At 74.9% G+C, this 24,466-nt stretch carries 26 protein-coding genes; 7 read left to right on the forward strand and 19 right to left on the reverse strand.

Features of this window, described 5'->3' with window-relative positions:
• Positions 1-630 (forward strand): MBL fold metallo-hydrolase (locus ACH9EU_RS12415; RefSeq protein ID WP_396414221.1); only part of this gene is annotated, 630 nt, incomplete at its 5' end.
• A 49-nt stretch (positions 631-679) separates the two neighbouring features.
• On the opposite strand, the gene ACH9EU_RS12420 is transcribed toward ACH9EU_RS12415, so the two are convergent.
• Complete coding sequence (locus ACH9EU_RS12420) at positions 680-1,987, reverse strand: hypothetical protein (RefSeq protein ID WP_396414222.1); 1,308 nt, start codon at positions 1,985-1,987, stop codon at positions 680-682.
• A 129-nt stretch (positions 1,988-2,116) separates the two neighbouring features.
• Positions 2,117-3,019 (reverse strand): aquaporin, encoded by a 903-nt coding sequence (locus tag ACH9EU_RS12425; RefSeq protein ID WP_396414223.1) that lies wholly within the window; start codon positions 3,017-3,019, stop codon positions 2,117-2,119.
• 142 nt (positions 3,020-3,161) lie between these two features.
• Between ACH9EU_RS12425 and ACH9EU_RS12430 the strand changes: the two genes are divergently transcribed.
• The gene (locus ACH9EU_RS12430) at positions 3,162-4,256 is read left to right on the forward strand and encodes an ADP-ribosylglycohydrolase family protein (protein ID WP_396414224.1); all 1,095 of its coding nucleotides are present in this window, start codon (positions 3,162-3,164) and stop codon (positions 4,254-4,256) included.
• On the opposite strand, the gene ACH9EU_RS12435 is transcribed toward ACH9EU_RS12430, so the two are convergent.
• The 8 genes from ACH9EU_RS12435 to clpS form a co-directional block, all read right to left on the reverse strand.
• A complete protein-coding gene (locus tag ACH9EU_RS12435) occupies positions 4,231-4,845 on the reverse strand; it encodes an exonuclease domain-containing protein (RefSeq protein ID WP_396414225.1) in 615 nt (204 codons plus the stop codon). The genes ACH9EU_RS12430 and ACH9EU_RS12435 overlap by 26 nt on opposite strands.
• Positions 4,846-4,885: 40 nt before the next feature.
• The gene (locus ACH9EU_RS12440) at positions 4,886-5,752 is read right to left on the reverse strand and encodes a phosphotransferase (RefSeq protein WP_396414226.1); all 867 of its coding nucleotides are present in this window, start codon (positions 5,750-5,752) and stop codon (positions 4,886-4,888) included.
• Between the two features lie 26 nt (positions 5,753-5,778).
• Positions 5,779-6,426 (reverse strand): RdgB/HAM1 family non-canonical purine NTP pyrophosphatase, encoded by a 648-nt coding sequence (gene rdgB / locus ACH9EU_RS12445; RefSeq protein ID WP_396414227.1) that lies wholly within the window; start codon positions 6,424-6,426, stop codon positions 5,779-5,781.
• Positions 6,419-7,204 carry a ribonuclease PH gene (gene rph, locus ACH9EU_RS12450; RefSeq protein WP_396414228.1) on the reverse strand — a complete coding sequence of 262 codons (786 nt, stop codon included), beginning with the start codon at positions 7,202-7,204 and terminating at the stop codon, positions 6,419-6,421. Before rph ends, rdgB begins: the two co-directional genes overlap by 8 nt.
• A 56-nt stretch (positions 7,205-7,260) precedes the next feature.
• A complete protein-coding gene (locus ACH9EU_RS12455; protein WP_396414229.1) occupies positions 7,261-8,088 on the reverse strand; it encodes an MBL fold metallo-hydrolase in 828 nt (275 codons plus the stop codon).
• Between the two features lie 43 nt (positions 8,089-8,131).
• Positions 8,132-9,067 carry a glutamate racemase gene (murI, locus tag ACH9EU_RS12460; protein ID WP_396414230.1) on the reverse strand — a complete coding sequence of 312 codons (936 nt, stop codon included), beginning with the start codon at positions 9,065-9,067 and terminating at the stop codon, positions 8,132-8,134.
• Positions 9,068-9,182: 115 nt separating this feature from the next.
• The gene (locus tag ACH9EU_RS12465) at positions 9,183-9,734 is read right to left on the reverse strand and encodes a DUF2017 domain-containing protein (RefSeq protein ID WP_396414231.1); all 552 of its coding nucleotides are present in this window, start codon (positions 9,732-9,734) and stop codon (positions 9,183-9,185) included.
• The gene (gene clpS / locus ACH9EU_RS12470) at positions 9,734-10,072 is read right to left on the reverse strand and encodes an ATP-dependent Clp protease adapter ClpS (RefSeq protein ID WP_396414232.1); all 339 of its coding nucleotides are present in this window, start codon (positions 10,070-10,072) and stop codon (positions 9,734-9,736) included. Before clpS ends, ACH9EU_RS12465 begins: the two co-directional genes overlap by 1 nt.
• Positions 10,073-10,127: 55 nt before the next feature.
• On the opposite strand from clpS, the gene ACH9EU_RS12475 reads away from it, so the two are divergent.
• Together ACH9EU_RS12475 and ACH9EU_RS12480 are read left to right on the forward strand one after the other, a co-directional pair.
• Entirely contained in the window at positions 10,128-11,477 is a 1,350-nt protein-coding gene (locus tag ACH9EU_RS12475; RefSeq protein WP_396414233.1) for a nicotinate phosphoribosyltransferase, read from the forward strand.
• Positions 11,478-11,538: 61 nt separating this feature from the next.
• Positions 11,539-12,150, forward strand: coding sequence for an isochorismatase family protein (locus ACH9EU_RS12480; protein ID WP_396414234.1), 612 nt, complete (start codon positions 11,539-11,541; stop codon positions 12,148-12,150).
• Between the two features lie 61 nt (positions 12,151-12,211).
• Here the strand turns inward: ACH9EU_RS12480 and ACH9EU_RS12485 are convergent, their stop codons facing one another.
• The 5 genes from ACH9EU_RS12485 to ACH9EU_RS12505 all read right to left on the reverse strand — a co-directional run bounded on the left by ACH9EU_RS12485 (position 12,212) and on the right by ACH9EU_RS12505 (position 18,059).
• The gene (locus tag ACH9EU_RS12485) at positions 12,212-14,017 is read right to left on the reverse strand and encodes a DEAD/DEAH box helicase family protein (protein WP_396414235.1); all 1,806 of its coding nucleotides are present in this window, start codon (positions 14,015-14,017) and stop codon (positions 12,212-12,214) included.
• Between the two features lie 199 nt (positions 14,018-14,216).
• On the reverse strand, positions 14,217-14,555 hold the full coding sequence (locus ACH9EU_RS12490) for a DUF3039 domain-containing protein (protein ID WP_396414236.1): 339 nt from the start codon (positions 14,553-14,555) through the stop codon (positions 14,217-14,219).
• 52 nt (positions 14,556-14,607) lie between these two features.
• A complete protein-coding gene (locus ACH9EU_RS12495) occupies positions 14,608-16,239 on the reverse strand; it encodes a hypothetical protein (protein WP_396414237.1) in 1,632 nt (543 codons plus the stop codon).
• Complete coding sequence (locus ACH9EU_RS12500) at positions 16,221-17,024, reverse strand: ATP-binding cassette domain-containing protein (protein ID WP_396414238.1); 804 nt, start codon at positions 17,022-17,024, stop codon at positions 16,221-16,223. The genes ACH9EU_RS12495 and ACH9EU_RS12500 overlap by 19 nt, the downstream gene beginning before the upstream one ends.
• 90 nt (positions 17,025-17,114) lie before the next feature.
• Positions 17,115-18,059: a tetratricopeptide repeat protein gene (locus ACH9EU_RS12505; protein ID WP_396414239.1), complete on the reverse strand. Its 945-nt coding sequence runs from the start codon at positions 18,057-18,059 to the stop codon at positions 17,115-17,117.
• Positions 18,060-18,268: 209 nt separating this feature from the next.
• Between ACH9EU_RS12505 and ACH9EU_RS12510 the strand changes: the two genes are divergently transcribed.
• Positions 18,269-19,489, forward strand: coding sequence for an AI-2E family transporter (locus ACH9EU_RS12510; RefSeq protein WP_396414240.1), 1,221 nt, complete (start codon positions 18,269-18,271; stop codon positions 19,487-19,489).
• Positions 19,490-19,636: 147 nt separating this feature from the next.
• Here the strand turns inward: ACH9EU_RS12510 and ACH9EU_RS12515 are convergent, their stop codons facing one another.
• Entirely contained in the window at positions 19,637-19,975 is a 339-nt protein-coding gene (locus tag ACH9EU_RS12515; protein WP_396414241.1) for an ATP/GTP-binding protein, read from the reverse strand.
• 67 nt (positions 19,976-20,042) lie between these two features.
• Between ACH9EU_RS12515 and nucS the strand changes: the two genes are divergently transcribed.
• Together nucS and ACH9EU_RS12525 are read left to right on the forward strand one after the other, a co-directional pair.
• Complete coding sequence (gene nucS / locus ACH9EU_RS12520; protein WP_396414242.1) at positions 20,043-20,738, forward strand: endonuclease NucS; 696 nt, start codon at positions 20,043-20,045, stop codon at positions 20,736-20,738.
• 286 nt (positions 20,739-21,024) lie between these two features.
• A complete protein-coding gene (locus ACH9EU_RS12525; protein ID WP_396414243.1) occupies positions 21,025-21,228 on the forward strand; it encodes a cold shock domain-containing protein in 204 nt (67 codons plus the stop codon).
• 91 nt (positions 21,229-21,319) lie between these two features.
• Here the strand turns inward: ACH9EU_RS12525 and murA are convergent, their stop codons facing one another.
• The 3 genes from murA to atpD all read right to left on the reverse strand — a co-directional run bounded on the left by murA (position 21,320) and on the right by atpD (position 24,454).
• A complete protein-coding gene (murA, locus tag ACH9EU_RS12530) occupies positions 21,320-22,597 on the reverse strand; it encodes a UDP-N-acetylglucosamine 1-carboxyvinyltransferase (RefSeq protein ID WP_396414244.1) in 1,278 nt (425 codons plus the stop codon).
• A 118-nt stretch (positions 22,598-22,715) separates the two neighbouring features.
• Positions 22,716-22,985, reverse strand: a complete 270-nt coding sequence (locus tag ACH9EU_RS12535) for a F0F1 ATP synthase subunit epsilon (protein WP_396414245.1) — start codon at positions 22,983-22,985, stop codon at positions 22,716-22,718.
• A 2-nt stretch (positions 22,986-22,987) separates the two neighbouring features.
• Positions 22,988-24,454 (reverse strand): F0F1 ATP synthase subunit beta, encoded by a 1,467-nt coding sequence (atpD, locus tag ACH9EU_RS12540; protein WP_396414246.1) that lies wholly within the window; start codon positions 24,452-24,454, stop codon positions 22,988-22,990.
• Positions 24,455-24,466: the final 12 nt, after the last annotated feature.

Genomic DNA, 24,466 nt, shown 5'->3' on the forward strand with positions numbered 1-24,466 from the left:
CGGGTCGAGCACCTGGTGACCGCCGGGACCTTCTCCCTGGACGGCGGGACCTGGGAGGTCGAGAACAACGTGTGGCTGGTCGGGACCGACGAGGCGTGCCTGGTCATCGACCCCGCCCACGACCCCGCCGCCGTGGTGGAGGCCGTGGCCGGGCGCACCGTGACCGCGATCCTGCTCACCCACGGCCACGACGACCACATCCGCGCCGTGCGCGAGGTCGCCGGTCAGGTCGGCGCCCCGGTGTACCTGCACCCGGCCGACACCATGCTGTGGGAGCAGGTCTACCCGCACACCCCCTACGACGCCGAGATCGCCGACGGGCAGCGGTTCACCCTGGGCCCGGTCACGCTCACCGTCGTGCACACCCCCGGCCACTCCCCCGGCTCGGTGTGCTTCTCCGCCCCCGACCTGGGCGAGCACGGGGTGCTGTTCTCCGGGGACACCCTCTTCGCCGGCGGTCCGGGGGCCACCGGGCGCTCGTACTCGGACTTCGACACCATCGTGGCGTCGATCCGGGAGCGGCTGCTCACCCTGCCCGAGGGCACCGAGGTGCTCACCGGCCACGGGGACCCCACCACCATCGGCACCGAGAAACCCCACCTGCAGGAGTGGATCGTCCGCGGCCACTGAGGCCGGGAGGGGACGGGCGGGCCGGGCCGGGCCGGGCCGCCCGTCCCGCTCATCCGGCGGCCGGGCCCCTGCGCCGCCAGCGGTGGACGAAGGCCAAGGCCGTGGCCAGCAGGACCGCCGCGGAGCCGACGGGCAGCAGCGCCGCCGAGCGGTAGCCCCAGGACTCCCCCCACCACCCGGACAGGACGAGGCCCACCGTCAGCCCGAGGCCCATGGCCGCGGTCATCACGGTGGTGAGCACCGTGACCCGCGCGCTCGGGGCCACGAGCCGGGCGATCTCGTAGACCGCGACGAGGCTGGGCCCCGTGGTCAGGCCGGCGATCGCCAGGACCACGACCATGCCCACGGAGTCGTCCGGCAGGGACAGGAGCATCGAGGCGAGCACCGCCCCCGCCGACGCCACGACCCACCGGTTCCACCGCCGCACGTCCCGTGCCCTCGCGGCGGCGAAGACCGCCGCCGCCGTGGAGGTGAGCCCGGTGACGGCGTACATCCAGCTGACGGAGACCACGGCGTCCACGGACGTCGCGAAGACGACGACCGAGCCGAGGATCGAGCCCAGGAGCGAGCCCAGGGCGCCCATGCCCGCGACCGGCAGCAACCACACCACCCGCGCCCGGCGCCGGCGCTGCCGGGCCGCCCGCGTCGGCGGCCGTGGGGAGTCGGGCAGGAAACGGATGAGCGCCGGAGGCAGCCGCGCCGAGCGGTGCAGCAGGATCGCGCCGCTGCCCACGAGCGTGAGAGCCGCCCCGAGCGCCAGCACCGCGAGGGGGCCCAGGGTCACGGCCACGAGACCCGTCACGGCCGCGGCGAGCACCGTGGCCAGCGAGTCCATGATGCTCTCGTACCGCAGCGCCGTGTCCGCGAGGTCCTCGCGCCGGTGGTGTTCGAGCAGCGACCACCAGCGCAACCGGCACACCACCCCCATCTGGGGCAGGACCAGGCCCGTGAGCAGGCACGGGAGCACCAGCCCCACCGCGTCCGGGTCGCCGGCCGCCGAACGCTCCGGGAGCAGTCCCACGAGCCACCAGATCACCACGGGGTTGGCCAGGGCGACGAGCACGAGACCGGCCTGGCGCCGGCGGTACGAGGCGGCCGCGCCCATCCCGAGACCGCACACGGACGATCCGAGCGTCACCGCCCCGGCGCACAGCGCCCCCAGCGCCGGAGACCCGGAGACCAGGGCGACCGTGGTGAGCACGCCCAGCGGCACCATGGTCTGCGGCAGCCGCACGAGCAGGGTGAGCACCGGGTACAGGGCGCCGGACACGGCCGCGAGCTCCCGCGGGTCGGCCAGCGGTGAGCGCGAGCCGGTCAGGATCCGCCCGAGCGGGTCCAGGGCGCGGGTGCTGCTCACGAGGTCCTCCGGTTCCTTCCGGTGGGGGCCGGGTCGGGCACCAGCCTAGCCACGGCCCCGGACCGTGACGGAAAGCGTCGGCCCGTGTGCCGGGCGGCGCTCCGGGGCGGGGTGCGGCGGGACGGCCGTTCAGGCCCGGTGGCGCTCCGCGGGCCGGTCGGCGGCGCGCGTGCGGGCCGGGCGACGGGTGCGGCCCGTGGCACGGTGGGCGAGCCCGGCCAGGAGGCCCCCCGCCAGCGGCGCCGCCCAGAACAGCCACAGCTGAGCCAGGTGGGAGGCCCCGGCCACCACGGCGGCGCCCGTGGAGCGCGCCGGGTTCAGCGCACCGCCGTCGAAGGGGGCGGTGACGGTGAGCAGCAGCGTGAAGGCGGCGCCCATGGCCAGGGGCGCGAGCACCGCGTTGGCCCGCGGTGCCGTGGAGCCCAGCACCACGAGGGCGAAGAGGGCGGTCGCCACGACCTCCACGAGCAGCACCGTGGTCCAGCCGGCCTGGGAGGTCGAGTTCCCGCCGAATCCGTTCGACACGGCGCCGATCACCTGAGCCGTCGTCGGCGCGTCCAGCAGCGTCATGAGGACCGCCCACAGGACACCGGCCGCGGCCACGGCGCCGAGGACCTGGGCCACCACGAGCCCGGCGGCCGCACCGGCGGCGGTGCGGCCCGCGACGACCGCGGCCAGCGTCACGGCCGGGTTGAAGTGGCCACCGGAGACGTGGCCGAACGCCACGAGCGCCGCGACGAGGCCGAGCCCGAAGCCCACGGCCGAGTCCACCGCCTCGGTCGCGAACATGCCCGTTCCCAGGCCGGCGAAGACGATCAGGGCGGTGCCGGCGAACTCCGCCGCCCACCGGGCCGGTGCGGAGCACGGCCCGTCCTCCGCCCGCGGGTCCCGGCGGAGGACGGCGGGGACGGGCGCGACGAGCCCGTCGGCCGGCGGCACCTGCCGGGCGCCGCCGGGGATCCCGTCCGGCCCGGCGGCGGTGCCGTCGGGCCCTTCCGGGGACCCGTCGGTGGTGGGGACGTGCACGGTCATGGGGTGCTCCTCGGGGGTCGGGGACGGCCGCCGCGCAGGGGTGCGCGACGGCGGGGCGCGGACGCCGCCGCCATGCCACCACGCCTTGCTGAGAGCCGATTGAGAAGCCGGGGTGCGGGGACCCGGCCACTACACTGGCCGCATGCCCGCACCCCTGCTCCGGCCCGACGCCGGCCTCGACCCCACCCGGCCCGAGTACGCGGACTCCGTGCGCGCCGCCCTGCTGGGCGGCGCCCTGGGGGACGCGGTGGGCCACCTCGCCGCCTCCGCCGCCGGTCCGCGGGTCCCCGATCGGTGGGCCGGCGACGCTCCGGTGCTGCGGATCTCGGCCGACACCCAGCTGGCCCTCTACACCCTGGACGGGCTCCAGGAGGTGGTCGAGTGGGCGAACGACGGGCAGGGTGCGGACGAGACCGCGTGCCTGTGGCTGGCCTACCTGCGCTGGCTGCGCACGCAGGGCGAGCCGCACCCGGCGGAGGCGCCGCGGCCCCTGCCGCGCCGCATCGACGACGACGAGTCGCTGCACGCCGTGCGCGCACCCGGCAGCACCGTCCTGCGGGCGCTGCGGACCGGCCGGATGGGCGAGGTGGAGCGCCCGCTGCTGCCGGAGGCCCAGGACAGCGGGACGTTGGCGCGGTCGGTCCCCTTCGGGCTGCTCCCCCACGTCGGCTGGCGCACGATCGCGCCGGTGGCCGTCAACGGTGCGGCGCTCACCCACGGGCACCCGGAGGCCCAGACATCCGCGGCCGTCCACGGCTTCGTGGTGCACGCGGCGGTGCAGGCCCGCCTGCAGGGGGTGCGCCACCCGGTCGCGGCGGCCGTCGCGGCCGCCCGGCAGACCGCGGAGCACCTCACGCGGCCGGTCGCCGAGACGCTCGCACGGATCGACGAGGCCGTTGCCGCCCGGACGGCGGGGGTGGCTGACGAGCCCACCCGGCCGCTCGGCGAGGGCCGCACGGCCCCGGAGACGCTGGCCGGGGGACTCCGTGCCGCCCTGCGTGCCGAGGCGGAGTCCCCGGCCGGCGCGGACCCTGCGGAGGTGTTCCGCCGGGCCGTGGAGATCGCGGCCGCCCACGGCGGCGACCCGGAGGCGGCGGGCGCGGTCGCCGGCGCCGTCGTCGGCGCCGCCCTCGGGACCGCGGCGCTGCCCCCGCGGTGGGTGGAGCGGCTGGACGCCCGCGACGCCGTCTCCGCGGCCGCGGACCGGTGGCTCAGGGAGGTGGGAGCAGGCGCCTGACCGTCAGCCCCGCGCCCGACAGCAGCTCCCCGACCGTGGCCACCCCGGCGCGGCGGACCAGGTCCACGACGATGCCCGCGCACGCCCGCGCGTCCTCGAGGGCGTCGTGGTGGCGGCGCAGCGGGACCCCGGCGGCCTCGGCGGCGCGCGGCAGTGCGTAGGACGGCAGGTCGTAGCCCCGCCGGGCGAGGGCGAGACTGCAGGCGTAGGACAGCGGGGCGTGCCGGGTGCCGGTCTCCGCGCACGCGGAGCGGATCACGCCCATGTCGAAGGCCGCGTTGTGCGCCACCACGAGCTCGTCCGGGTCCTCCGCGAGGATCCACGCCTCGATCCGCGGCCACAGCTCGTCGAAGAGGGGCCGGCCGGCCACGGAGCCCGCGGTGATGCCGTGGATGCGCACGTGACCGGGGTCGAAGTCCGGGCGGGTGCGGGGCGGGCGCATGGAGGCGGAGCGCTCCTCGACGACCACCCCGCCCCGGACCCGGACGAGGCCCACGGCGCACGGTGAGCCGAGGAAGCGGTTCGCGGTCTCGAAGTCGATGGCGGTGAAGTCCACGGACGGCGGAGCGGGATCGGCGGAGGACGGCACCGGGACAGCCTACTGCTCGGCGACCGCACGTGCGGCGGGGTCAGGCGTTCGCGCCGCGCAGGTTCGTCTCGATCCAGTCGTCGGCGCGGGCGATCGCCTGGTTGACCTGGGCGGTGTCGAGGTCGTGGTGCAGGGCGTAGGCCACCGCCTGCAGCGGGAAGGTGCGCGCGTGCAGCCGGGCCCGCTCGTAGACCGACTCGGAGACCGACGCGCGCAGCGTGTCCCAGCCGTACCACAGCCCCAGCGACGCGGCGTCGTGCGCCGGGTCGTAGAGGCAGGCGTGGTCCCAGTCGATGATGCCCGTGAGTTCCTCGCCGTCCCACAGCATGTTGTGTCCCATGAGGTCCCCGTGCACCAGGGTGGGCGCCACGGTGGGCAGCGCGGCGAGCTCCGCCACCGCCCCCAGGGCCGCCTCCCGGTTGCGGGGCAGCAGCCGGGGGATGACCTCGTCGATCAGCACGTGCCGGCGGCGGTGCCCGCCCCAGTGCTGGCCGGGACGGTCCAGGAAGCGGGCGAAGCCGGAGACGTCGACCTCGGCCAGCTCGGTGAGCACCCGGTGCAGCACCGCCGGGTCGGCGTGCCCGGGCGGGTGCGGGCGACCCGGCACCCACGTCAGGCCCACCCCCGTGTAGCCGTGGGAGACGACGACACCGGTGAGCGGGCGGGGGGTGGGGAAGGAGAACCGGGGCAGCCGCCGGAGCACCTCGGTGCGCCGCTCGACGTGGGAGCACACGGTGGCGTTCTTGGCGATGCGCACCGAGATCCGGTGCCCGACGTTGACGACGACGTGCGCGGAGCCGCCCGCGTGCACCTCCCACTCCCCGGGGTCGGCGCTGATCCCCGCTTCGGCCAGGACCGCTTGCACGGCTCGGGCGAACGGCAGGTGGTGGAGCGACGACCAGGGCATGGGATTCTTCTCGGTTCGGACGCGGGTCAGTCGGGAACGGGGACGGCGGGGTCCAGGGCGGCCACGAGGTGCGGCAGCAGCGCCCGCATCGCCCGGCCGCGGTGGCTGACGGCGTTCTTCTCCTCGCGGGAGTACTGGGCCACGGAACGGTGGGAGCCCTCGGGACGCAGGACGGGGTCGTAGCCGAAGCCGCCCTCCCCCACCGGTTCGCGCAGCAGCGTGCCCCGCAGCTCCCCGGTCTCGACGTGCTCCCGGCCGTCCGGGGTCGCCAGGGCCGCGGCGCACACGAAACGGGCGCCGCGGTGGGCGTCCGGGACGTCGGAGAGCTGGTCGAGCAGCAGGCGCAGGTTCGCCGCGTCGTCGCCGTGGCGCCCGGCCCACCGTGCGGAGAAGATCCCCGGGGCGCCGCCGAGGACGTCCACCGCCAGCCCGGAGTCGTCGGCCACCGCGATCAGCCCCGTCGCGGCGGCGGCCGAGCGGGCCTTGAGCAGCGCATTGGACTCGAACGTGGTGCCGTCCTCCACGACGTCGGGCGCCCCGGCGGTCGCGGCGTCCACGACGAGGCGCTCCACGTCGGCGCCGGGCAGCGCGGCCGCGATCATCTCCCGCAGCTCGGCGAGCTTGCCCCGGTTCCGGGTCGCGAGCACCACGCGGGCGCCCTCGGGCTCAGGCACCGTCGTCCTCCCGGAGCGTCCGGAGCTGGATCTCGGTCAGCTGGGCGCAGCCCGCGAGCGCGAGGTCCAGCAGGGCGTCGAGCTCCGCCCGGTCGAACGGTGCGCCCTCCGCGGTGCCCTGGACCTCCACGAAGTCGCCGGTACCGGTCACGACCACGTTCATGTCGGTCTCGGCCCGGACGTCCTCGACGTACGGGAGGTCGAGCATCGGCACGCCGTCGATGATGCCGACGGACACGGCGGCCACGGTGCCGGTGAGAGGCTGGGCGCGCCGCGCGATCAGGCCCTCGGCCCGGGCCCAGGAGACGGCCTCGGCCAGCGCCACGTAGGCGCCGGTGATCGCCGCCGTGCGGGTGCCGCCGTCGGCCTGGAGGACGTCGCAGTCCAGGACCACGGTGTTCTCGCCCAGGGCGGAGAGGTCGATGACCGAGCGCAGGGACCGGCCGATGAGCCGGGAGATCTCGTGGGTGCGCCCGCCGATCCTGCCCTTCACGGACTCGCGGGCCGAGCGGGTGGACGTGGCCCGCGGGAGCATCGCGTACTCGGCGGTCACCCAGCCGCGCCCCTCCCCCTTGAGCCAGCGCGGCACCCCCTCGGTGACCGACGCGGTGCACAGCACCCGGGTGCTGCCGAACTCGATGAGCGCGGAGCCCTCCGCCTGCTGGGACCACCCGCGGGTGATCGTGATGGGCCGCAGCTCGTCGGGCGCCCGGCCGTCCGCCCGGGTCGTCCCCGGGGCCGAGGGTGCCGGTGCGGTCGTGTCGACGGGGGAATCCATGAGCCCCACCTTACCCCTCGGTCGGGGACCGGGGACCGTGCCGCCGCCGGGGCCCGTCACGGTCCGACGGCCGCCGCGGGGCGGCGGCTGCTGCGCCGGACGATCCGGTACGTGTAGGCGGGCTCGGCCACCCCGATGGGTCCGTCGAAGACCGCCTCCGCCTCCTCGACCGCCAGGGTCGGGGAGTTCCACACGGGCAGGTGCGTGAGCAGGAGCTTGCGCACCCCCGCGTCCCGGCCGGCCTCCCCCGCGCGCCGGCCGGTGAGGTGGATCCCGCGCAGGTCGTCGTCGCGGCCCTCCTGGTAGGCGGCCTCGCAGAGGAACACGTCGGCGCCGCGGGCCGCGCGCACCAGGCCCTCGCACGCGTCGGTGTCCCCCGAGTACGTCAGGGTGCTCGGCCCCAGCACGCCGTCGAAGTCGATGCGCAGGGCGTAGGGCTCGGGCGTGGGGTGCTCCACCAGGTAGGGGGTGACCGTGAAGGGGCCGATCCGCACGGGCTCCTCGGGGACCCACGTGTGGAAGTCGAACTCCCCGTGCAGGCCGGGGTCGGCGGGCAGCCCGTGCGTGCCGGAGAGGTACTCGTTGATGCCCGAGGGTCCCCACAGCGGGATGCGCGGCGCGCCCCAGCCCCGGGGGTCCCACTTGATCGCCACGTGCAGGCCGGCCAGGTCGATGCAGTGGTCGGGGTGCAGGTGGCTCACCAGCACCGCGTCGATGTCGTGCAGGTCGATGTGTCGCTGCAGCACGCCCAGGGCGCCGTTGCCCATGTCGAGCAGCACGCGCCAGGTCCGGCCGTCGGCGTCGTCGCCGCTGACGAGATAGCACGAGGCCGGGGAGTTCGGGCCCGCGAACGAGCCGGTGCATCCGACGATGGTGAGTTTCATGGGCGGGAACCTTCCAGGGGTGGGGTGGCGGCCGCGGGACCGCTCACGACGCGGGCCCCCGGGCGTCCGCGATCATCTCGGGGGTGATGCGCGCCAGCGACCCCGTGGGGAACTGCTCGGCCACGGAGCTCGTGTGGCGCACGCGGGCCACCTCGGGACCCAGGAACCGCCGGGCCAGGACCTCGAAGGCCGCGGCGTCACCGGTGGCCAGGAACTCGTGCCGGGCGGGCAGGCCCGGGTCCCGCTCCAGGCCGTGGCCGACGAGCGCGCGGTAGACGTCCTTGGCCGTCTCCTCGGCGCTGGAGACCAGTGTCACGGCGTCGCCCATGACGTAGGAGATGACGCCGGTGAGCAGCGGGTAGTGGGTGCACCCGAGGACCAGGGTGTCCACGCGCGCGTCCCGGAGCGGGTCCAGGTAGCGCTGGGCCGTGGCCAGCAGCTCGGGTCCCGTGGTGATCCCGGCCTCGACGTAGTCGACGAACGCCGGGCACGCCACCGAGTCGATGTGCAGGTGCGGGGCCGCCGCGAACGTGTCGTCGTAGGCCCGCGAACCGACCGTGGCCTCGGTGCCGATCACCCCGATCCGCCCGTTGCGGGTCGAGGCCACCGCGCGGCGCACCGCGGGCTGGATGACCTCGACGACCGGGATCCCGTAGACCCGGGTGTAGCGCTCGCGGGCGTCGCGCAGCACCGCGGACGAGGCCGTGTTGCAGGCGATCACCAGGAGCTTGACCCCGGAGTCCACGAGCTCGTCCATGATGCGCAGCGCGTGCGCCCGCACGTCCGCGAGGGGCAGGGGACCGTAGGGGCCGTGCGCGGTGTCCCCGACGTAGACGATCTCCTCGTGGGGCAGCTGGTCGATGATCGCCCGGGCCACCGTGAGCCCGCCCACCCCGGAGTCGAACACGCCGATGGGTGAGCCGGGGTTGGGTCCGCGTGCCGCGCCGCGGCCGGACCCTGGTACGTGGTCGTCCTGCATATCGTCAAGAGAGTAGTCCCGGGCGCACCGAGGCCCCAAACCGGGCGCGGCACACGGCGGCCGAGGGCTCGCGTCCCGCGGTGGCGGCGGGCCCTCCCGCGGACGACGCCGCAGGTCACTCCGGGGGGAGGTCCCGCAGCAGGGCCTCCATGAGCGTCTCCTGCAGCCAGGAGACGAAGTTGTACAGCAACGACATGTACGTCTCGACGTCCTCGATCGCCGACCAGTCGTCGTACTGGCCCACGCGCTCGGCGTCCGCGGCGTCCTGGATCCCCAGCCGGTCCGCCAGCACCAGCCGGACGTCGTTGAGCGCCCGCCCGAAGGCCTGGGCCTGCTCGGCGTCCAGCCGCACGGGCTCGGCCTCGAGGGCCAGGGCCGCACGCTTGAGCACGCCGATCTTCGACTCCCGCAGCCCGCGCTCCGTGTACCGGCGGAACTCCGCGGCGCGCTCCGGGTCGCTGCTGGCCAGCCGCCGCAGCGCCGAGTCCTCCGGCGCGGAGGACTCCCCCGACATCCCGAGCATGCGCTCGAGAGGGTCCTGGGCGGCCGGCTCCTCGGGGGCCAGCGCCTGGGCCACGTCCGCGAACAGCTTCCGGAGCAGCTCCTTCTCGGCATCCTCGAAGCGGGCCGTGACGCCCTTGCGGGTGGACCGGAAACCCTGCGCCATCAGTGGCCCCCCGCCTGCTCGAACGTGGCCCACAGGCCGAAGCCGTGCAGCGCGGCGGTGTGGGTCTCGGCCTCCTCGAGGGAGCCGCTGGCCACGACGGAGCGGCCGTTGTGGTGGACCTCCAGCATGAGCGCCCGGGCCTTCTCCTGCGGGTAGCCGAAGTACGACCGGAACACGTACGTCACGTAGCTCATGAGGTTGACGGGGTCGTCCCACACCACGACGTTCCAGGGGCTCTCGGTCCGGGCGGTCACGGACGTCTCCCCCGTCGGCCGGGTGGCGGTCTCGGGTGTGGTGGTGGCCGCGGCGCGGACGAGGACGGGGAGGGTGCAGGCCATGGTTCCCCCATCGTAGCGAGAACCGGACGGCGGGCGCACCGGGGGCGTCGCTAGAGTGGTGACCGTGAACCAGCGCAGCCACGAGTGGGCCCCGCCGCCCACCTCCCTGATGACCGACCACTACGAGCTCACGATGCTGCAGGCCGCCCTGCACTCGGGCACCGCCCAGCGGCGCAGCGTCTTCGAGGTGTTCGCCCGCCGGCTGCCGGCGGGGCGCCGGTACGGGGTCGTCGCCGGCACCGGGCGGCTGCTCGAGGGTCTCGGCAGCTTCCGCTTCGGGGACGAGCAGCTGCGCTTCCTCGCCGACACCGCAGTGGTCAACCGCGCGACCCTGGACTACCTGGCCGACTTCCGGTTCACGGGCTCGATCTCCGGCTACGCCGAGGGCGAGGCCTACTTCCCGTCCTCCCCGCTGCTCGTCGTGGAGGCGACGTTCGCCGAGGCCTGCATCCTGGAGACCTACGTCCTGTCCGTGCTCAACTACGACAGCGCCGTGGCCTCGGCCGCCTCGCGCATGGTCGGGGCCGCGGCCGGACGCCCCTGCATCGAGATGGGCTCGCGGCGGGCCCACGAGGAGGCCGCGGTGGCGGCGGCGCGCGCGGCGGTCATCGGCGGCTTCGAGTCGACGTCGAACCTCGAGGCCGGTCACCGGTACGGGCTGCGCACCGTGGGCACCGCGGCCCACTCCTTCACGCTCCTGCACGACTCCGAGGAGGACGCGTTCCGCGCCCAGCTGCAGTCGATGGGCCGGGGCACGACCCTGCTCGCGGACACCTACGACGTCGAGACCGCCGTCCGGAAGGCGGTCGAGCTCGCCGGCCCGGAGCTCGGCGGGGTGCGCATCGACTCCGGCGACCTCGTGACCCAGGCCGCCTGGGTGCGGGAGCTGCTCGACGGCCTCGGGAACCGGGACACCCGCATCACCGTCACCTCCGACCTCGACGAGTACGCGATCGCCTCGCTCAACGCGGCCCCCGTGGACGCGTTCGGCGTGGGCACCCGCGTGGTCACCGGCTCGGGCGCCCCGACGTCGTCGATGGTCTACAAGCTCGTGGCCCGCGAGGACGCCTCGGGCGAGCTGCGGCCCGTGGCGAAGGCCGCCAAGGGCAAGGTGTCCGTGGGCGGGCGCAAGCACGCGCTGCGCCGCCGGGACGAGAAGGGCACGGCGACCCACGAGATGGTCGGGATCGGCCGGGCGCCCGACGACGACGGCGACGACAGGCCGCTGATGGAGGACTTCGTCCGGGGCGGCGAGCTGCTGGACGGCTGGACCGGGCCCGCCGGGGTCCGGCGGGCCCGGGCGCGGCACGCGGCCTCCGTGGCCGAGCTGCCGCGCTCGGCCCGGCGGCTCAGCGAGGGCGACCCCGTGATCCCGACGGTGCTGGGCCCGGAGGCCCCGGAGTGAGTCGGCGCCCGGGCGGACGGCGCCCGCCGGACAGGACCCGAGAAACCGAGGGAGGAACACCATGAGGACCGCACTGATCGTCGTCGACGTGCAGAACGACTTCTGCGAGGGCGGCGCGCTGGCCGTCGCCGGGGGCGCGGCGGTGGCGGCCGCCGTGTCCGAGCACCTCGAGAACCACCACGGGGAGTACGCGGCCGTCGCAGCCACCCAGGACTGGCACGTCGATCCCGGCGCACACTTCTCCGAGGAACCGGACTACGTGGAGTCCTGGCCCGTGCACTGCGTGGCGGACTCGCACGGCGCCCACTTCCACCCGGACCTGGACACCGACTGGATCCAGGCGTGGTTCCGCAAGGGTGAGCTCGACGCCGCCTACTCGGGCTTCGAGGGCCTGCTGGCCCCGGACGCCGACGTGCCCATGGGCGACGACGAGGACGTCGACGACGAGCCGGACGTGAGCCTGGACGACTGGCTGCGCGAGCACGAGATCGAGGCAGTGGACATCGTGGGGCTCGCGACGGACCACTGCGTGCGGGCGACCGCCCTCGACGCCGTGGAGGCCGGCTACGAGACCCGTGTGCTGGTGGACCTCACGGCCGGCGTGGCCGCGGACACCACCGAACGGGCACTGGCGGAGATGGCCGCCGCCGGGGTGGAGATCGCCCGGTCCTGACCCCGGGCCCCGTGCCGCGCGGGCCGCCGCCCGGGAGGGGGCGTCCCGTGCGGGGCGGGGGTCACCTGCGGCCGATGAACCAGTCCTGCAGCTTCTTCACCCGCGCCTGCAGCTGCGCCTCGTTGGCCTGCGCCACGGCCGGGCCCCCGCACACGCGGCGCAGCTCGTTGTGGATCATGCCGTGCGGGGTGCCCGTGCGCGCCGCCCACGCGGAGACGTTCTTCGACAGGGTCGAGCGCAGCTCCTTGAGCTTCCGGTGGTCCGGCACCGCGGACCGCTCCGCCGCCCGGTCGGCACCCGACCGCCGCCGGGCGTGCTGGGACTGCCGCTCGCGCAGCAGCTCCGAGACCTGGTCGGCCTCCAGCAGCCCCGGGATGCCCAGGAAGTCGGCCTCCTCCTCGGAGCCCACCGCCACCCCGCCGCCGAAGGCGCCGCCGTCGAAGAGCACGCCGTGGAAGGACGCGTCCGAGCCGATGGCCTCGAAGCGGCCCTGCGCCAGGGACGCGGACGCCTTCTCCTCGCGGTTGGCGGCCTCGAGCAGGTCGTCGTCCCAGCCCTCCTCGAGGGGGTCCGCGGGCAGACCGGTCTCCGCCGCGGCGGGCCTGTCGAGGGCGTGGTCCCGCTCGGCCTCCATCTCGTTGGCCAGCTGCATGAGCGCGGGCACCGACGGCAGGAACACGGAGGCCGTCTCCCCGCGCTTGCGGGCGCGCACGAAGCGGCCCACCGCCTGCGCGAAGAACAGCGGTGTGGACGTCGACGTCGCGTAGACGCCCACGGCCAGGCGCGGCACGTCCACGCCCTCGGAGACCATGCGCACGGCCACCATCCAGCGGCTGTCCCCCGCCGAGAAATCGTCGATCTTCTCCGAGGCGCCCTTGTCGTCGGAGAGCACGACGGTGGGGTTCTCCCCGGTGATCCGGCGCAGCTGCGCGGCGTAGGCCTTGGCGTCCTGGTGGTCGGTCGCGATGACCATCGCCCCGGCGTCGGGCACGGAGCGCCGGACCTCCGTGAGCCGCTGGTCCGCGGCCTGGAGCACGGCGGGGATCCACTGCCCGTTCGGATCCAGCGCCGTCCGCCACGCCTGGGCGGTGATGTCCTTGGTGAAGCCCTCGCCGAGCTCCGCGGCCATCTCCTCGCCGGCGCTGGTGCGCCAGCGCATCTGCCCCGAGTACGCCAGGAAGATGACGGGGCGCACGACGTGGTCCTGGAGCGCGTCACCGTAGCCGTAGGTGTAGTCGGAGGTGGAGCGGCGGACGCCGTCCCCGTCCTCCTGGTAGCGGACGAACGGGATCGGCGCGGTGTCCGAGCGGAACGGGGTCCCCGTCAGCGCGAGCCGGCGCACGGCCGGGTCGAACGCCTCCTGCAGACCGTCCCCCCACGTAAGCGAGTCCCCCGCGTGGTGGATCTCGTCCATGATCACGAGCGTGCGGCCGGCCTCGGTGCGCGCGCGGTGCAGCAGGGGCTTCATCGCCACCTGCGAGTACGTCACGGCCGCGCCCACGTAGTCCCTGCCGTGGGAGCCGTCCGCGTTCTTGAAGCTGGGGTCGATGGCCAGCCCCACCCGGGCGGCGGCGTCCGCCCACTGGCGCTTGAGGTGGTCCGTGGGGGTCACGACCGTGATCCGGTTGACGGTGCCGCGGTCGAAGAGCTCCTTGGCCACCCGCAGCGCGAACGTCGTCTTGCCGGCGCCCGGGGTCGCGACGGCCATGAAGTCCTGGGGCTGCGCGTCGAAGTAGCGCTGCAGCGCCTCGGCCTGCCAGGCGCGCAGCTTGGGCGCCGTTCCCCAGGCGGCGCGGTCGGGGTAGGCCGGGGGCAGGTCGGCTGCCGCGGCGGCGCCGAACAAGGACAGCTGGTCGTCCTGGGACACTCTGGCGACGTCCTTTCGCTCGTGCTGTGGCTCGTGGGACCGGGGGCGTCCTGTGGTCCGGCCGGGATCGCGTGCTGCCGGCCGGGATCGCGCGCCGCGGGCCGGGAACGGGAACGCGCGGTCCCGGCGGAGGCCGCGGGAGGCGCGCGCCACGCAAAAGCGCCCGCCGGCGGCGGGCGCTTCGACGCGGGGGCCGCGCTCAGCCCTGGTCGTCGCCCCCGTCCTGAGGGGGACGGAGGCCGTCGTAGATCTCCTTGCACGTCGGGCAGACCGGGAAGCGCTGCGGGTCGCGGCCGGGAACCCAGACCTTGCCGCACAGTGCGATCACCGGTTCGCCGGAGAGGGCGGACTCCATGATCCTGTCCTTGCGGACGTAGTGCGCGAAGCGCTCGTGGTCACCGGGCTCGTGCAGCTCCCGGGTCTCCTCCCGCTCGATCGTGGAGGTCCCGCCCGCCGGCTGCGCCGGATCGTTGCCGAACGGGCCGTCGTCGGGCCCGTTCGTCGGAGTGCCGTGGGTCGACGCGTGGAGAAGGTGCATGCCGGTCAGTTTACCCCGTCCCGCCGCCCGGTCCGCCCCACCCGAGGCCGGCTCAGCGGAACCGGCCCACCTCCTGCAGCAGCTCCGGGGCACGCCGGTCGTACCAGCGACCGCCCAGCACGACCCCGCCCCAGCACAGCAGCGGGGCGAGCACGGTCCCCACGCCCAGGGCCGCCCAGCCCCAGGCCGGGTCGCCCGTGGCCACCTGGACGAGCACGAGCACCGCCGCCGGCAGCACGAGCACCACGATCAGCCCCATCGCCGCCAGCTGCACGAGGACGTTGAGCACCGTGAACCCGTGGGGCGTCTTGAACAGGGACTCCCCCGGAGCCGCCACGGGATAGGTGTAGCGGGCGGACATCACCGAGGACAGGCCCGCCCCGCCCAGCAGGGCCAGCAGCGTGGTCCCGGCCAGCCCGGGCAGCAGGTCCCAGCGTCCCTGCACCGCGAACGGCAGGAGGAGGCCCACACCGGACAGGGGCAGGCCGACGACCAGGAGGGCGAGCACCCGCCCGGCGCGGTCGTGCACGCCGGGCACCCCGGTGAGCACGTGGAGGCAGACCGCGGTGTTGTCGAACGAGACGTCCCCGGAGATCTGGTAGGCCAGCAGCGCCGCGAACATCGGGCCCAGGGCGTAGACGAGGAAGCCCATGCCGCTCTGGGCGCTCGAGAACCACACGAGCCCGGCGATCGCGGGGACCACCACGAGCGCGCCCGAGTAGCGGGGGTCCCGCCCCCAGTAGATCAGGCACCGGGCGGCGACGGCGGCCCACGGCCGTTCGGGGCCCCGGTCGAACAGCCCGGCACCGGCCCCGGCGCGGTGCCCGGCGCCGCGCCCGCCCGCCGCGGAGGTCAGGGCCCGCGACTGCGCGGCGCGCCAGCCGGCGACGAGCACCGCCACGGTCGCCACGGTCGCGACCAGGCGGAGGGCCGCGGCGGACCAGCGGCCGGCCGCCACGTCCTCCGGCACGGCCCACACCGCGCCGACCGGCGTCCGGGCGAGCACGGCCGCCCACTGCGGCAACCGGTCCCAGGTGCGCTCGAGCCCCTCCACGACGCCCGTGACGAGCGGGCCCAGGAGCACCAGGCCGAGCAGTGCCGCCAGGGAGAGGGCCTCCGTGACCCGCCGGCGCCGGCCCAGGCCGACGGCGAGGGCCGTGACGCAGCGCGAGCCCGTGACCAGCAGCGCCAGGGCGAGCGGCAGGCACAGGGCGGCGGCCAGGACGGCGGCCCCCGACTGGCGCCACGAGGCGACGGAGGCGAGCAGGCCGAGGACGGTCAGCACCCCCGGCACGCCCACGAGCGCCCCGAGGGCCTGGCCCCACTGGACCTGGCCGACGGTCAGGGGGAACAGCGCCAGACGGGCCGGGTCCAGGGTCGAGTCCGCGCGCGATGCGAGCACCGGCAGCAGCCACCACGCGAGCGTCGCCGAGGTGCCGGCGAGGACGAGGACGGTCCGCACGACGGGCGGCTCCTGGCCGCCGAGCAGGACCAGCCCGACGACGGCGGCGCCGAGCACGAAGACCAGGTAGGCCGCGCCCAGGACCGTGCCCACGAGCACCCACGTGCTGCGGCTGAGGGTGTTGAGCAGGATCCGCGCCTTCAGCGCCACGAGCCGCCCGGCCGGCAGCGCGGTGCCGGGCCGCGCCCGCGCGGGGGACGGCCTCACGCCGGGCGCAGCCACGACAGCCCCTCCCCCGCCGCGGTGCGACCGCCGACGAGCTCCACGAAGCGGTCCTCCAGCGATGCCCCGGCCCGGACCTCCTCGACCGTCCCGGCGGCCAGCACCCGACCGCGGTCGAGCACCGCCACGTGGTCGCACATCCGCTGCACGAGGTCCATGACGTGGCTGGAGACGACGACGGTCCCCCCGGCGGCCACGAAGCCGTGCAGGATCTCGCGGATGTTGGCGGCGGAGACCGGGTCCACCGACTCGAACGGCTCGTCGAGCACGAGCAGGCTCGGGGCGTGGACGAGGGCGCCCGCCAGGGCGATCTTCTTGGTCATGCCGGCCGAGTAGTCCTGGACCTGGGTCCCGGCGTCGTCGAGCAGGTCCATGGCCCGGAGCAGGTCCTCGGTGCGCTCGGCGACCACCGCCCGGTCCATCCCGCGCAGCAGCCCCGAGTAGGTCACGAGCTGCCGGCCGGTGAGCCGGTCGAAGAGGTGCACGCCGTCCGGGAGCACGCCCATGAGCTGCTTGGCGCGCTGCGGTTCGGCCCACACGTCGACGCCGGCCACGCGCACGGAGCCGGCGGTCGGGCGCAGCAGCCCGGTGGCCATGGACAGCAGGGTCGTCTTGCCGGCCCCGTTGCGGCCGACGAGCCCGGAGAAGGATCCCCGGGGCACGTCCAGATCCACCCGGTCCACGGCGACCTTCGCCTCCGGGGAGCCGGGGCGGCCGAAGACCCGGACCAGCCCGCGGACGCTCAGGGCGGGCACCGGGGACGGGGCGTGGCGTGCGGAGCTCATGCCCCCAGCGTAGGCAGGGCAGGCCCGGCGGGCGGGCCCGCCGCGCGGCGGGCCGGCCCGGGGTCGCGGCCGCGCGGACGGGGCCGCGGCTCAGAAGAGGGCGCGCATCAGGGCACCACGGGCGGTGACCACCCGGGGGTCCTCGGCCCCCACCACGTCGAAGAGCTCGAGCAGGCGCCGGCGCACGGCGTCCCGCTCCTCGCCCGCCGTGCGCCGGAGGAGGTCCAGGAGGCGCCGGAACCCGTCCTCGACGTGGCCGCCGGAGACGTCGAGGTCGGCGACGCGCAGCTGCGCCGCCACGTCCTCCGGAGCCGCTGCGGCTTCGGCCCGGGCCGAGGCGGCGTCCAGCGGCAGGACGCGCTGGAGCAGGTGCACCTGGGCGAGGGCCAGCTTGGCCTCCCGGTCCCCGGGGTTCTCGGCGATCGCCCGGCGGTAGGCGGCCTCGGCCGCGTCGACGTCACCCGCCTCGAGCGCGTCCACCGCCTCCTGGTGCAGCGGGGGGAGCTTCTCGGGCTCCCCGCCGCCCACCGGCTCCACCGTGCCGGTGATGCCGTTCTGCTCGGCGAGGGCGAGGAGCTCGTCCAGGTACTGTGCCACCTGTTCGGGCGGGACCGTGGAGTTGAACAGGGGGACGGGCCGACCGCCCAGCAGCGCGACGACCGTGGGCACGGACTGCGCCTGGAACATCTGCGCGATCTCGGGGGCGGCCTCGGCGTCGACCGACGCGAGGAGGATCCGTCCGCCGTAGCGGTCCACGACCTGCTCGAGCGTGTCGGCGAAGTCCACCGACTGCTGGCTCAGGCGCGCCCACAGGGCGAAGACCACCGGCACCCGGGTGGAGAGCTGGGCGACCTCCTGGACGTCCGCCGCGGTCACCTCACGGCGGTACCCGCCGGCCCGCCCCTCCGCGGGCGGTGTGGGGGCCCCGTCCGGGGCCCCCAGGTCCACCGCGCCCCGGACGGAGGACGGCAGCTGGGGCTCGGGCCGGGCGGCGGGCTCGGCGGTGCGGCGGGGCTGGTGCGGGAACTCGTTCACGTGGCGTCTCCTCGACGGACCGGGGCGGTCCGGGTCTGCGGCGGTGCGGCACCCGAGTGGGGGCGCCGCGGGTCTCCCGTCGATTATCGACGGCGGGCCGCGCCGCGGCCACCGGCAGGGCCCGGTGTACGCTTCCGGCGTGACCGCGTCCCGGCCCGACGACGGCGGGACCGGCCCGCGGCCCGCCGCCGAACGCACCTGGAGCAGCCATGACGCCACCCGATCCCGGGCCCCCACCGGAGTCGCCGCGGCCGGCGCGCCGGCGCCACACCGACGTCGTCGACCGTTTCCTGCGCCCGTTCCCCGCCCCCCGTCCGCGGCGCCGCTTCGAGGTCCCGCCGGAGACGGGTGAGGCGCCCGGCGAGGAGCACCCCGAGGCCCCGGCGCCCGCCGGGCCCGTCCAGACCGGCTTCCTGCTGACGGTGGGGGTCGGCCTCGCGCTGCTGGGCTGGTGGCTGCTGGTCAACGTGGGGCCGGTCGTCGGCTGGGTCGTCACCGCCACGTTCATCGCCCTCGGGCTGGAGCCGCTCGTCCGCCGGCTGGAGAGCCGGTCGGTCCCGCGCACGGGTGCCGTGACGCTCGTGGTCCTGGGGCTCGCGGGCGCGCTGACCGTGCTCATCTCCCTCGTGGTGCCCCGCGTCCTGGCCGAGGGCGCGCAGCTGGCCGAGAGCGTGCCGCGGCTCGTGGAGACGGCGCTGCGCTCGGAGGCCTTCGCCGAGCTCGACGCCCGCTTCCGGATCCACGACTCCACCGAGCAGTGGCTGGAGGGGCTGGCGGGCCGGATCGGCGAGGACCAGGAGATCCTGGGGGGCGTGTTCGGCGGCGTGGTGGGCGTGGGCTCGGTGGTGCTGCGCACGGTGGCCGGCACGCTGATCGTGCTGGCCCTGAGCCTGTACTTCCTGTTCTCCCTGCCCGTGATGACCCGGTGGGCCTACCGGCTCGCGCCGGCGTCCCGGCGTGCCCGGGTCCAGGAGCTGGGCGACCAGATGCTCCGCGGGGTCGGCAACTACGTCGTCGGGCAGACCTGCGTGGCGCTGCTCAACGCGGCGGTGGCCCTCACCCTGATGACGGCCACGGGCGTGCCGTACGCCGCGCTGCTGGCCGTGCTGGTCGCGCTGCTGGCGTTCGTCCCGCTCGTGGGCGGGGTGACCGCCGGGGTGCTCGTCACGGTCGTGGCCGCCACCGCGGGGTGGGAGACGGCCGTGCCCTACGCGATCGGCTACTTCGCCTACCTGCAGGTCGAGGCGTACTTCGTCTCCCCGCGGATCATGCGGCGGGCGGTCGCCGTGCCGGGGGCGATCGCGGTGATCGCCGTGGCCGCCGGCGGGGCGCTGTGGGGCGTGCTGGGCGCCCTCATCGCGATCCCCACGGCGGCGGCGGCGCTGCTGCTGGTGCGGGAGGTGTTCGTGCCCCGCCAGGACCGCCGCTGAGCGGCGCCGGGCGGTCCCCTCCGGCGGCAGGACGTGCTCGGGACCGCGCAGCGGCCGGGCCCGCGCAGCGGCCGGGCTGCGCCCAGCGGTCCGCCCGCGCCCCACGGCCCGCCTGCGCCCAGCGGTCCGGCTCGGCGTCCCCGGCCCTCAGCGGCGCGTGCGCCAGCAGCGTTCGTGCCAGTGGCGCCGGTCCTCGAACGCGCTGCGCGCCCCCAGCAGCGAGTCCTGCTGCCAGACCACGAGGTGCGTGGTCCCAGGGGGTATGCCGCGTCCGCAGCCGGGGCACACGTAGTTCTTCACGGCGTTGGCCGGCCGGACGTGCCGGACCATCCAGTCCCCGTCCGGTGCCCGTTCGACGGTGGGCGCCGGTTCCAGGACGCGCTCGACGGACCACGGCTCGCGCGCCGCGCCCCGCTGCCACTTGCTGGCGCGCGGGCCGGGGCCGCCGTCCCGGCGGCCTCGTGAGGAGTGGTTGGAGCGTGGCACGCGCTCATCGTCTCACAGGCGCCTCCGCTGCCCGGGAGCCCGCCCGCGGGCGGTTAGGCTGGTCCCCGTGCGTCTTGTCATTGCCGATTGCTCCGTCGACTACGAAGGGCGTCTGCGCGCCCACCTGCCCGCCGCCCGCCGTCTGCTGCTCGTGAAGGCCGACGGCTCCGTGCTCGTGCACTCGGACGGCGGCAGCTACAAGCCGCTGAACTGGATGAGCCCGCCCGCCCGGCTGCACGTGGGCGAGCCCGAGCCCGAGCTCGCCGCGGACGGCGTCGTGCAGACCTGGACGGTGCAGGCCGCCAAGAGCGACGACCGTCTGGTCATCCAGCTCTTCGAGATCCACGAGGACGTCTCCCACGAGCTGGGCGCCGACCCCGGCCTCGTGAAGGACGGGGTGGAGGCCGACCTGCAGCGCCTGCTCGCCGAGCAGATCCACCGCCTGGGCTCGGGCCACACCCTCGTCCGGCGGGAGTACCCCACCGCGATCGGTCCGGTCGACATCCTGGCGCGCGGCCCCGAGGGCGCCACGGTGGCCGTGGAGCTCAAGCGCCGCGGGGACATCGACGGCGTCGAGCAGCTCACCCGCTACCTCGAGCTGCTCAACCGGGACCCGCTGCTCGCGCCGGTGCGCGGCGTGTACGCCGCGCAGCTCATCAGGCCCCAGGCACGGGTGCTCGCGGAGGACCGAGGCATCACCTGCCTGACCCTCGACTACGACGAGATGCGCGGCCTGGACGACAGCGAGTCCCGGCTCTTCTGAGCCCGCCCGGCCGCGGGCGGACCGACGGCAGGTGAACAGCGGGCAACACGTCGGACTCTCCGGCCCGACGTCGTTGACCGCCTCCGGGGAGTGTGTGAAGCTGAGCATGTTCTTCGTTCCATGTTTTGCATGCTCGCAGAACGGGTAAGCGAGCGTGACGTTCGACCCGGACCTGGTCCTCCGCCCCACGGGGCAGGACGCCCGGGCCCTCGGCTCATCTCGTGCTACCGCCCTCCCGTGCACGACCCGTGCACACGTTTCGCACCATCTCGCAAGGAGAGATTTCATGGCCCAGGGCACCGTCAAGTGGTTCAACGCCGAGAAGGGCTTCGGCTTCATCACCCCGGACGACTCCGACTCGGACGTCTTCGTCCACTACTCGGAGATCCAGTCGGGCGGCTTCCGCACGCTCGAGGAGAACCAGCGCGTCGAGTTCGAGATCGGTCAGGGCCAGAAGGGCCCCCAGGCCACCGGCGTCACGCCGCTCTGATCCGCCCCCGGCGCTGAACACGGCAGGAGGCCCCGCACCCGACCCGGGTGCGGGGCCTCCTCGCGTACGGGGCCGAACCTGCCGCTCCCCGTCAGTACGCGGAACCGGCCATGTGCCGCTCCACGGCCGCGCCCGCGGCGCCGAGCTGCTCCACGAAGTGCTCGTAGCCGCGGTCCACGTGCTCCACCCCGCTCACGTCGGTCGTGCCCACGGCCGCCATCCCGGCGATCACCAGGGCGGCTCCGGCCCGGATGTCCTTGGCCTCCACGGGCGCGCCGGAGAGCACCGGGGAACCGGCGACCAGCGCGTGGTGGCCGTCGAGCCGGATGCTCGCCCCCAGCCGCTCGAGCTCCGCCGTGAAGCCCCACCGGGCCTCGAAGACGTTCTCGGTCACCATTCCCGAGCCCTCGGCCACGGCGTTGAGCACCACGACGAACGGCTGCAGGTCCGTGGGGAAGCCGGGGTACGGCAGGGTCGAGACGTTGATGGCCCGCGGCCGCTCCGGCCCGGAGACCACGAGGCAGCCCTCCTCCGTGTCCACGCGGCACCCGGCGGCCCGCAGCTTGTCCAGCACCACCGCGAGGTGGCCGGGCTCGGCCCCCTCGATCCGCACGGTGCCCCCGGTCACGGCCGCCGCGAACGCCCAGGTCCCGGCCACGATCCGGTCCGGGACGGTGCGGTGCTCGACCGGACGCAGGGACCCCACGCCCACGACGGTGACGGTGCTCGTCCCCAGCCCCTCGATCCGGGCGCCCATGGACCGGAGCATCGTGCCGATGTCCACGATCTCCGGCTCCCGTGCCGCGTTGTCGATCACGGTGGTGCCCTCGGCGAGCGTGCCGGCCATCATGAGGTTCTCCGTGGCCCCGACGGACGGGTACTCCAGCCGGAAACGGGTCCCGCGCAGGGTCTGCGGCACGGACGCCACGAGGTAGCCGCGCTCGATCTGCAGCTGCGCGCCCATGGCCTCGAGGCCCGCGCGGTGCATGTCCAGGCCGCGGGCGCCGATGGCGTCCCCGCCGGGCAGCGCCACCTCGGCCACGTGGCAGCGGGCGACCAGGGGTCCGAGCACGGAGATCGAGGCCCGCATGGCCCGCACCAGGTCGTAGTCGGCCTGGTGGTGCAGGACGGCCGGGACGTCGATCCGCACGGTCCGCTCGGCGCGGTCGTAGACCACCGTGCAGCCCAGCCGGCGGAGCAGCTCGGCCATGATGGTCACGTCGTGGATCTCGGGGACGTTGGTGATGGTCGACTCGCCCTCGGCGAGCAGCGCCGCCGCCATGAGCTTGAGCACGCTGTTCTTGGCGCCGGACACCCGCAGCGTCCCGTTGACCGCGGTGGGGCCGTGCACGACGATCTTCTCTTCCATGGACTCTCCTGCGTCTGTGCCGGCCGGGGGACCCCGCAACGGCCGCGGCCTCCGCACAGGGTGCGGAGGCCGCGGTGCCGTCCGGTGCGCGGGCCGGGCCCGCGCGGTGGGGGTGGGATCAGGCGGAGGCCGGGAGCTCCACGTTGTCCGCCACGATCGTGACCCGGTCGTTGTCCATGAACAGGAACCCGGCGTCGATCGTGCCCTCCAGCCGGGACCCGGACACGGGGTCGACGGCGAAGCCGCCGGCCTTGAGCAGTCCGGCCACGGCCTCGTGCCCGGGTAGGATCCCGATGTCGCCCTCCGTGGTCCGGACACGGACCATGCGGGCCGTGCCGGTCCACACCGGGCGGTCGAGGGAGACGATTTCGACGATCATCTCGGCCATGACTACTTGCCGCCGGTCCGGGACTTGATCTCGTCCCACTTCTGCATGACGTCGTCCAGGCCGCCGACGTTGTAGAACGCCTGCTCCGGGACGTGGTCGAACTCGCCCTCGGTGATCTTCCCGAACGCCTCGATGGTCTCGGCCAGCGCGACCGTGGACCCCTCCACGCCGGTGAACTGCTTGGCGGTGTAGGTGTTCTGGGACAGGAACTGCTCGATCCGGCGCGCCCGGGAGACGACGACCTTCTGCTCCTCGGAGAGCTCCTCGACGCCGAGGATCGCGATGATGTCCTGCAGCTCCTTGTTCTCCTGCAGGATCGACTTCACGCGGGTCGCGACGTCGTAGTGCTCCTGGCCCACGTACTGCGGGTCGAGGATGCGCGAGGTCGAGGAGAGCGGGTCGATGGCCGGGTACAGGCCGCGCGAGGCGATCTCGCGGGAGAGCTCCGTGGTGGCGTCCAGGTGCGCGAACGTCGTGGCCGGGGCCGGGTCCGTGTAGTCGTCGGCGGGGACGTAGATCGCCTGCATCGAGGTGATCGAGTGGCCCCGCGTCGAGGTGATCCGCTCCTGCAGGACCCCCATCTCGTCGGCCAGGTTGGGCTGGTAGCCCACGGCGGAGGGCATGCGGCCCAGCAGGGTCGAGACCTCGGAGCCGGCCTGGGTGAACCGGAAGATGTTGTCGATGAACAGCAGCACGTCCTGGTTCTGCACGTCGCGGAAGTACTCCGCCATGGTCAGACCCGTCAGGGCCACGCGCAGACGGGTTCCGGGCGGCTCGTCCATCTGGCCGAACACGAGGGCCGTGTCCTTCAGGACGCCGGCCTCCTCCATCTCGACCCAGAGGTCGTTGCCCTCACGGGTGCGCTCGCCGACGCCCGCGAAGACGGAGGTGCCGCCGAAGTTGCGGGCCACACGGGTGATCATCTCCTGGATGAGCACCGTCTTGCCCACGCCCGCGCCGCCGAACAGGCCGATCTTCCCGCCGTTGATGTAGGGGGTGAGGAGGTCGATCGACTTGATGCCGGTCTCCATCATCTCCGTGGCGCCCTCGAGCTCCGCGAAGGAGGGGGCCTTGCGGTGGATGGGCCAGCGGTCGGTGATGTCGAGGGAGGACGTCTCCACGTCGAGCGCCTCGCCCAGGACGTTGAAGATGTGGCCCTTGACCACGTCGCCCACGGGCACCGAGATCGGTGCGCCGGTGTCCACGACCTCCGCGCCGCGGACCAGGCCGTCGGTCAGCTGCAGGGCGATCGCGCGGACCATGTTGCTGCCGAGGTGCTGGGCGGTCTCGAAGGTGATCCTCTTCTTCTCGCCGTTGAGCTCGTAGTCGGCGGTCAGGGCGTTGTAGACCGAGGGAACCGCGTGCTCCGGGAACTCGATGTCCGCGACCGGGCCGATCACGCGCGCGACGCGGCCGATGGCCCCGCCCGAGACCGGCTGCGCGGCCTGTTCGTTGGTGGTGACAGTCATTTCTCTCACTTC

The organism is Kocuria rhizosphaerae (assembly GCF_044462265.1).
Taxonomy (GTDB): Bacteria; Actinomycetota; Actinomycetes; order Actinomycetales; family Micrococcaceae; genus Kocuria; species Kocuria rhizosphaerae.

What these genes read in the sequence shown, in the direction of transcription:
- ACH9EU_RS12425 (WP_396414223.1), bottom strand. Translation starts at nt 3,019, where the DNA reads ATGACCGTGCACGTCCCCACCACCGACGGGTCCCCGGAAGGGCCCGAC.
- ACH9EU_RS12430 (WP_396414224.1), top strand. Translation starts at nt 3,162, where the DNA reads ATGCCCGCACCCCTGCTCCGGCCCGACGCCGGCCTCGACCCCACCCGG.
- ACH9EU_RS12440 (WP_396414226.1), bottom strand. Translation starts at nt 5,752, where the DNA reads ATGCCCTGGTCGTCGCTCCACCACCTGCCGTTCGCCCGAGCCGTGCAA.
- rph (WP_396414228.1), bottom strand. Translation starts at nt 7,204, where the DNA reads ATGGATTCCCCCGTCGACACGACCGCACCGGCACCCTCGGCCCCGGGG.
- ACH9EU_RS12455 (WP_396414229.1), bottom strand. Translation starts at nt 8,088, where the DNA reads ATGAAACTCACCATCGTCGGATGCACCGGCTCGTTCGCGGGCCCGAAC.
- murI (WP_396414230.1), bottom strand. Translation starts at nt 9,067, where the DNA reads ATGCAGGACGACCACGTACCAGGGTCCGGCCGCGGCGCGGCACGCGGA.
- ACH9EU_RS12465 (WP_396414231.1), bottom strand. Translation starts at nt 9,734, where the DNA reads ATGGCGCAGGGTTTCCGGTCCACCCGCAAGGGCGTCACGGCCCGCTTC.
- clpS (WP_396414232.1), bottom strand. Translation starts at nt 10,072, where the DNA reads ATGGCCTGCACCCTCCCCGTCCTCGTCCGCGCCGCGGCCACCACCACA.
- ACH9EU_RS12480 (WP_396414234.1), top strand. Translation starts at nt 11,539, where the DNA reads ATGAGGACCGCACTGATCGTCGTCGACGTGCAGAACGACTTCTGCGAG.
- ACH9EU_RS12490 (WP_396414236.1), bottom strand. Translation starts at nt 14,555, where the DNA reads ATGCACCTTCTCCACGCGTCGACCCACGGCACTCCGACGAACGGGCCC.
- ACH9EU_RS12500 (WP_396414238.1), bottom strand. Translation starts at nt 17,024, where the DNA reads ATGAGCTCCGCACGCCACGCCCCGTCCCCGGTGCCCGCCCTGAGCGTC.
- ACH9EU_RS12510 (WP_396414240.1), top strand. Translation starts at nt 18,269, where the DNA reads ATGACGCCACCCGATCCCGGGCCCCCACCGGAGTCGCCGCGGCCGGCG.
- ACH9EU_RS12525 (WP_396414243.1), top strand. Translation starts at nt 21,025, where the DNA reads ATGGCCCAGGGCACCGTCAAGTGGTTCAACGCCGAGAAGGGCTTCGGC.
- murA (WP_396414244.1), bottom strand. Translation starts at nt 22,597, where the DNA reads ATGGAAGAGAAGATCGTCGTGCACGGCCCCACCGCGGTCAACGGGACG.
- ACH9EU_RS12535 (WP_396414245.1), bottom strand. Translation starts at nt 22,985, where the DNA reads ATGGCCGAGATGATCGTCGAAATCGTCTCCCTCGACCGCCCGGTGTGG.
- atpD (WP_396414246.1), bottom strand. Translation starts at nt 24,454, where the DNA reads ATGACTGTCACCACCAACGAACAGGCCGCGCAGCCGGTCTCGGGCGGG.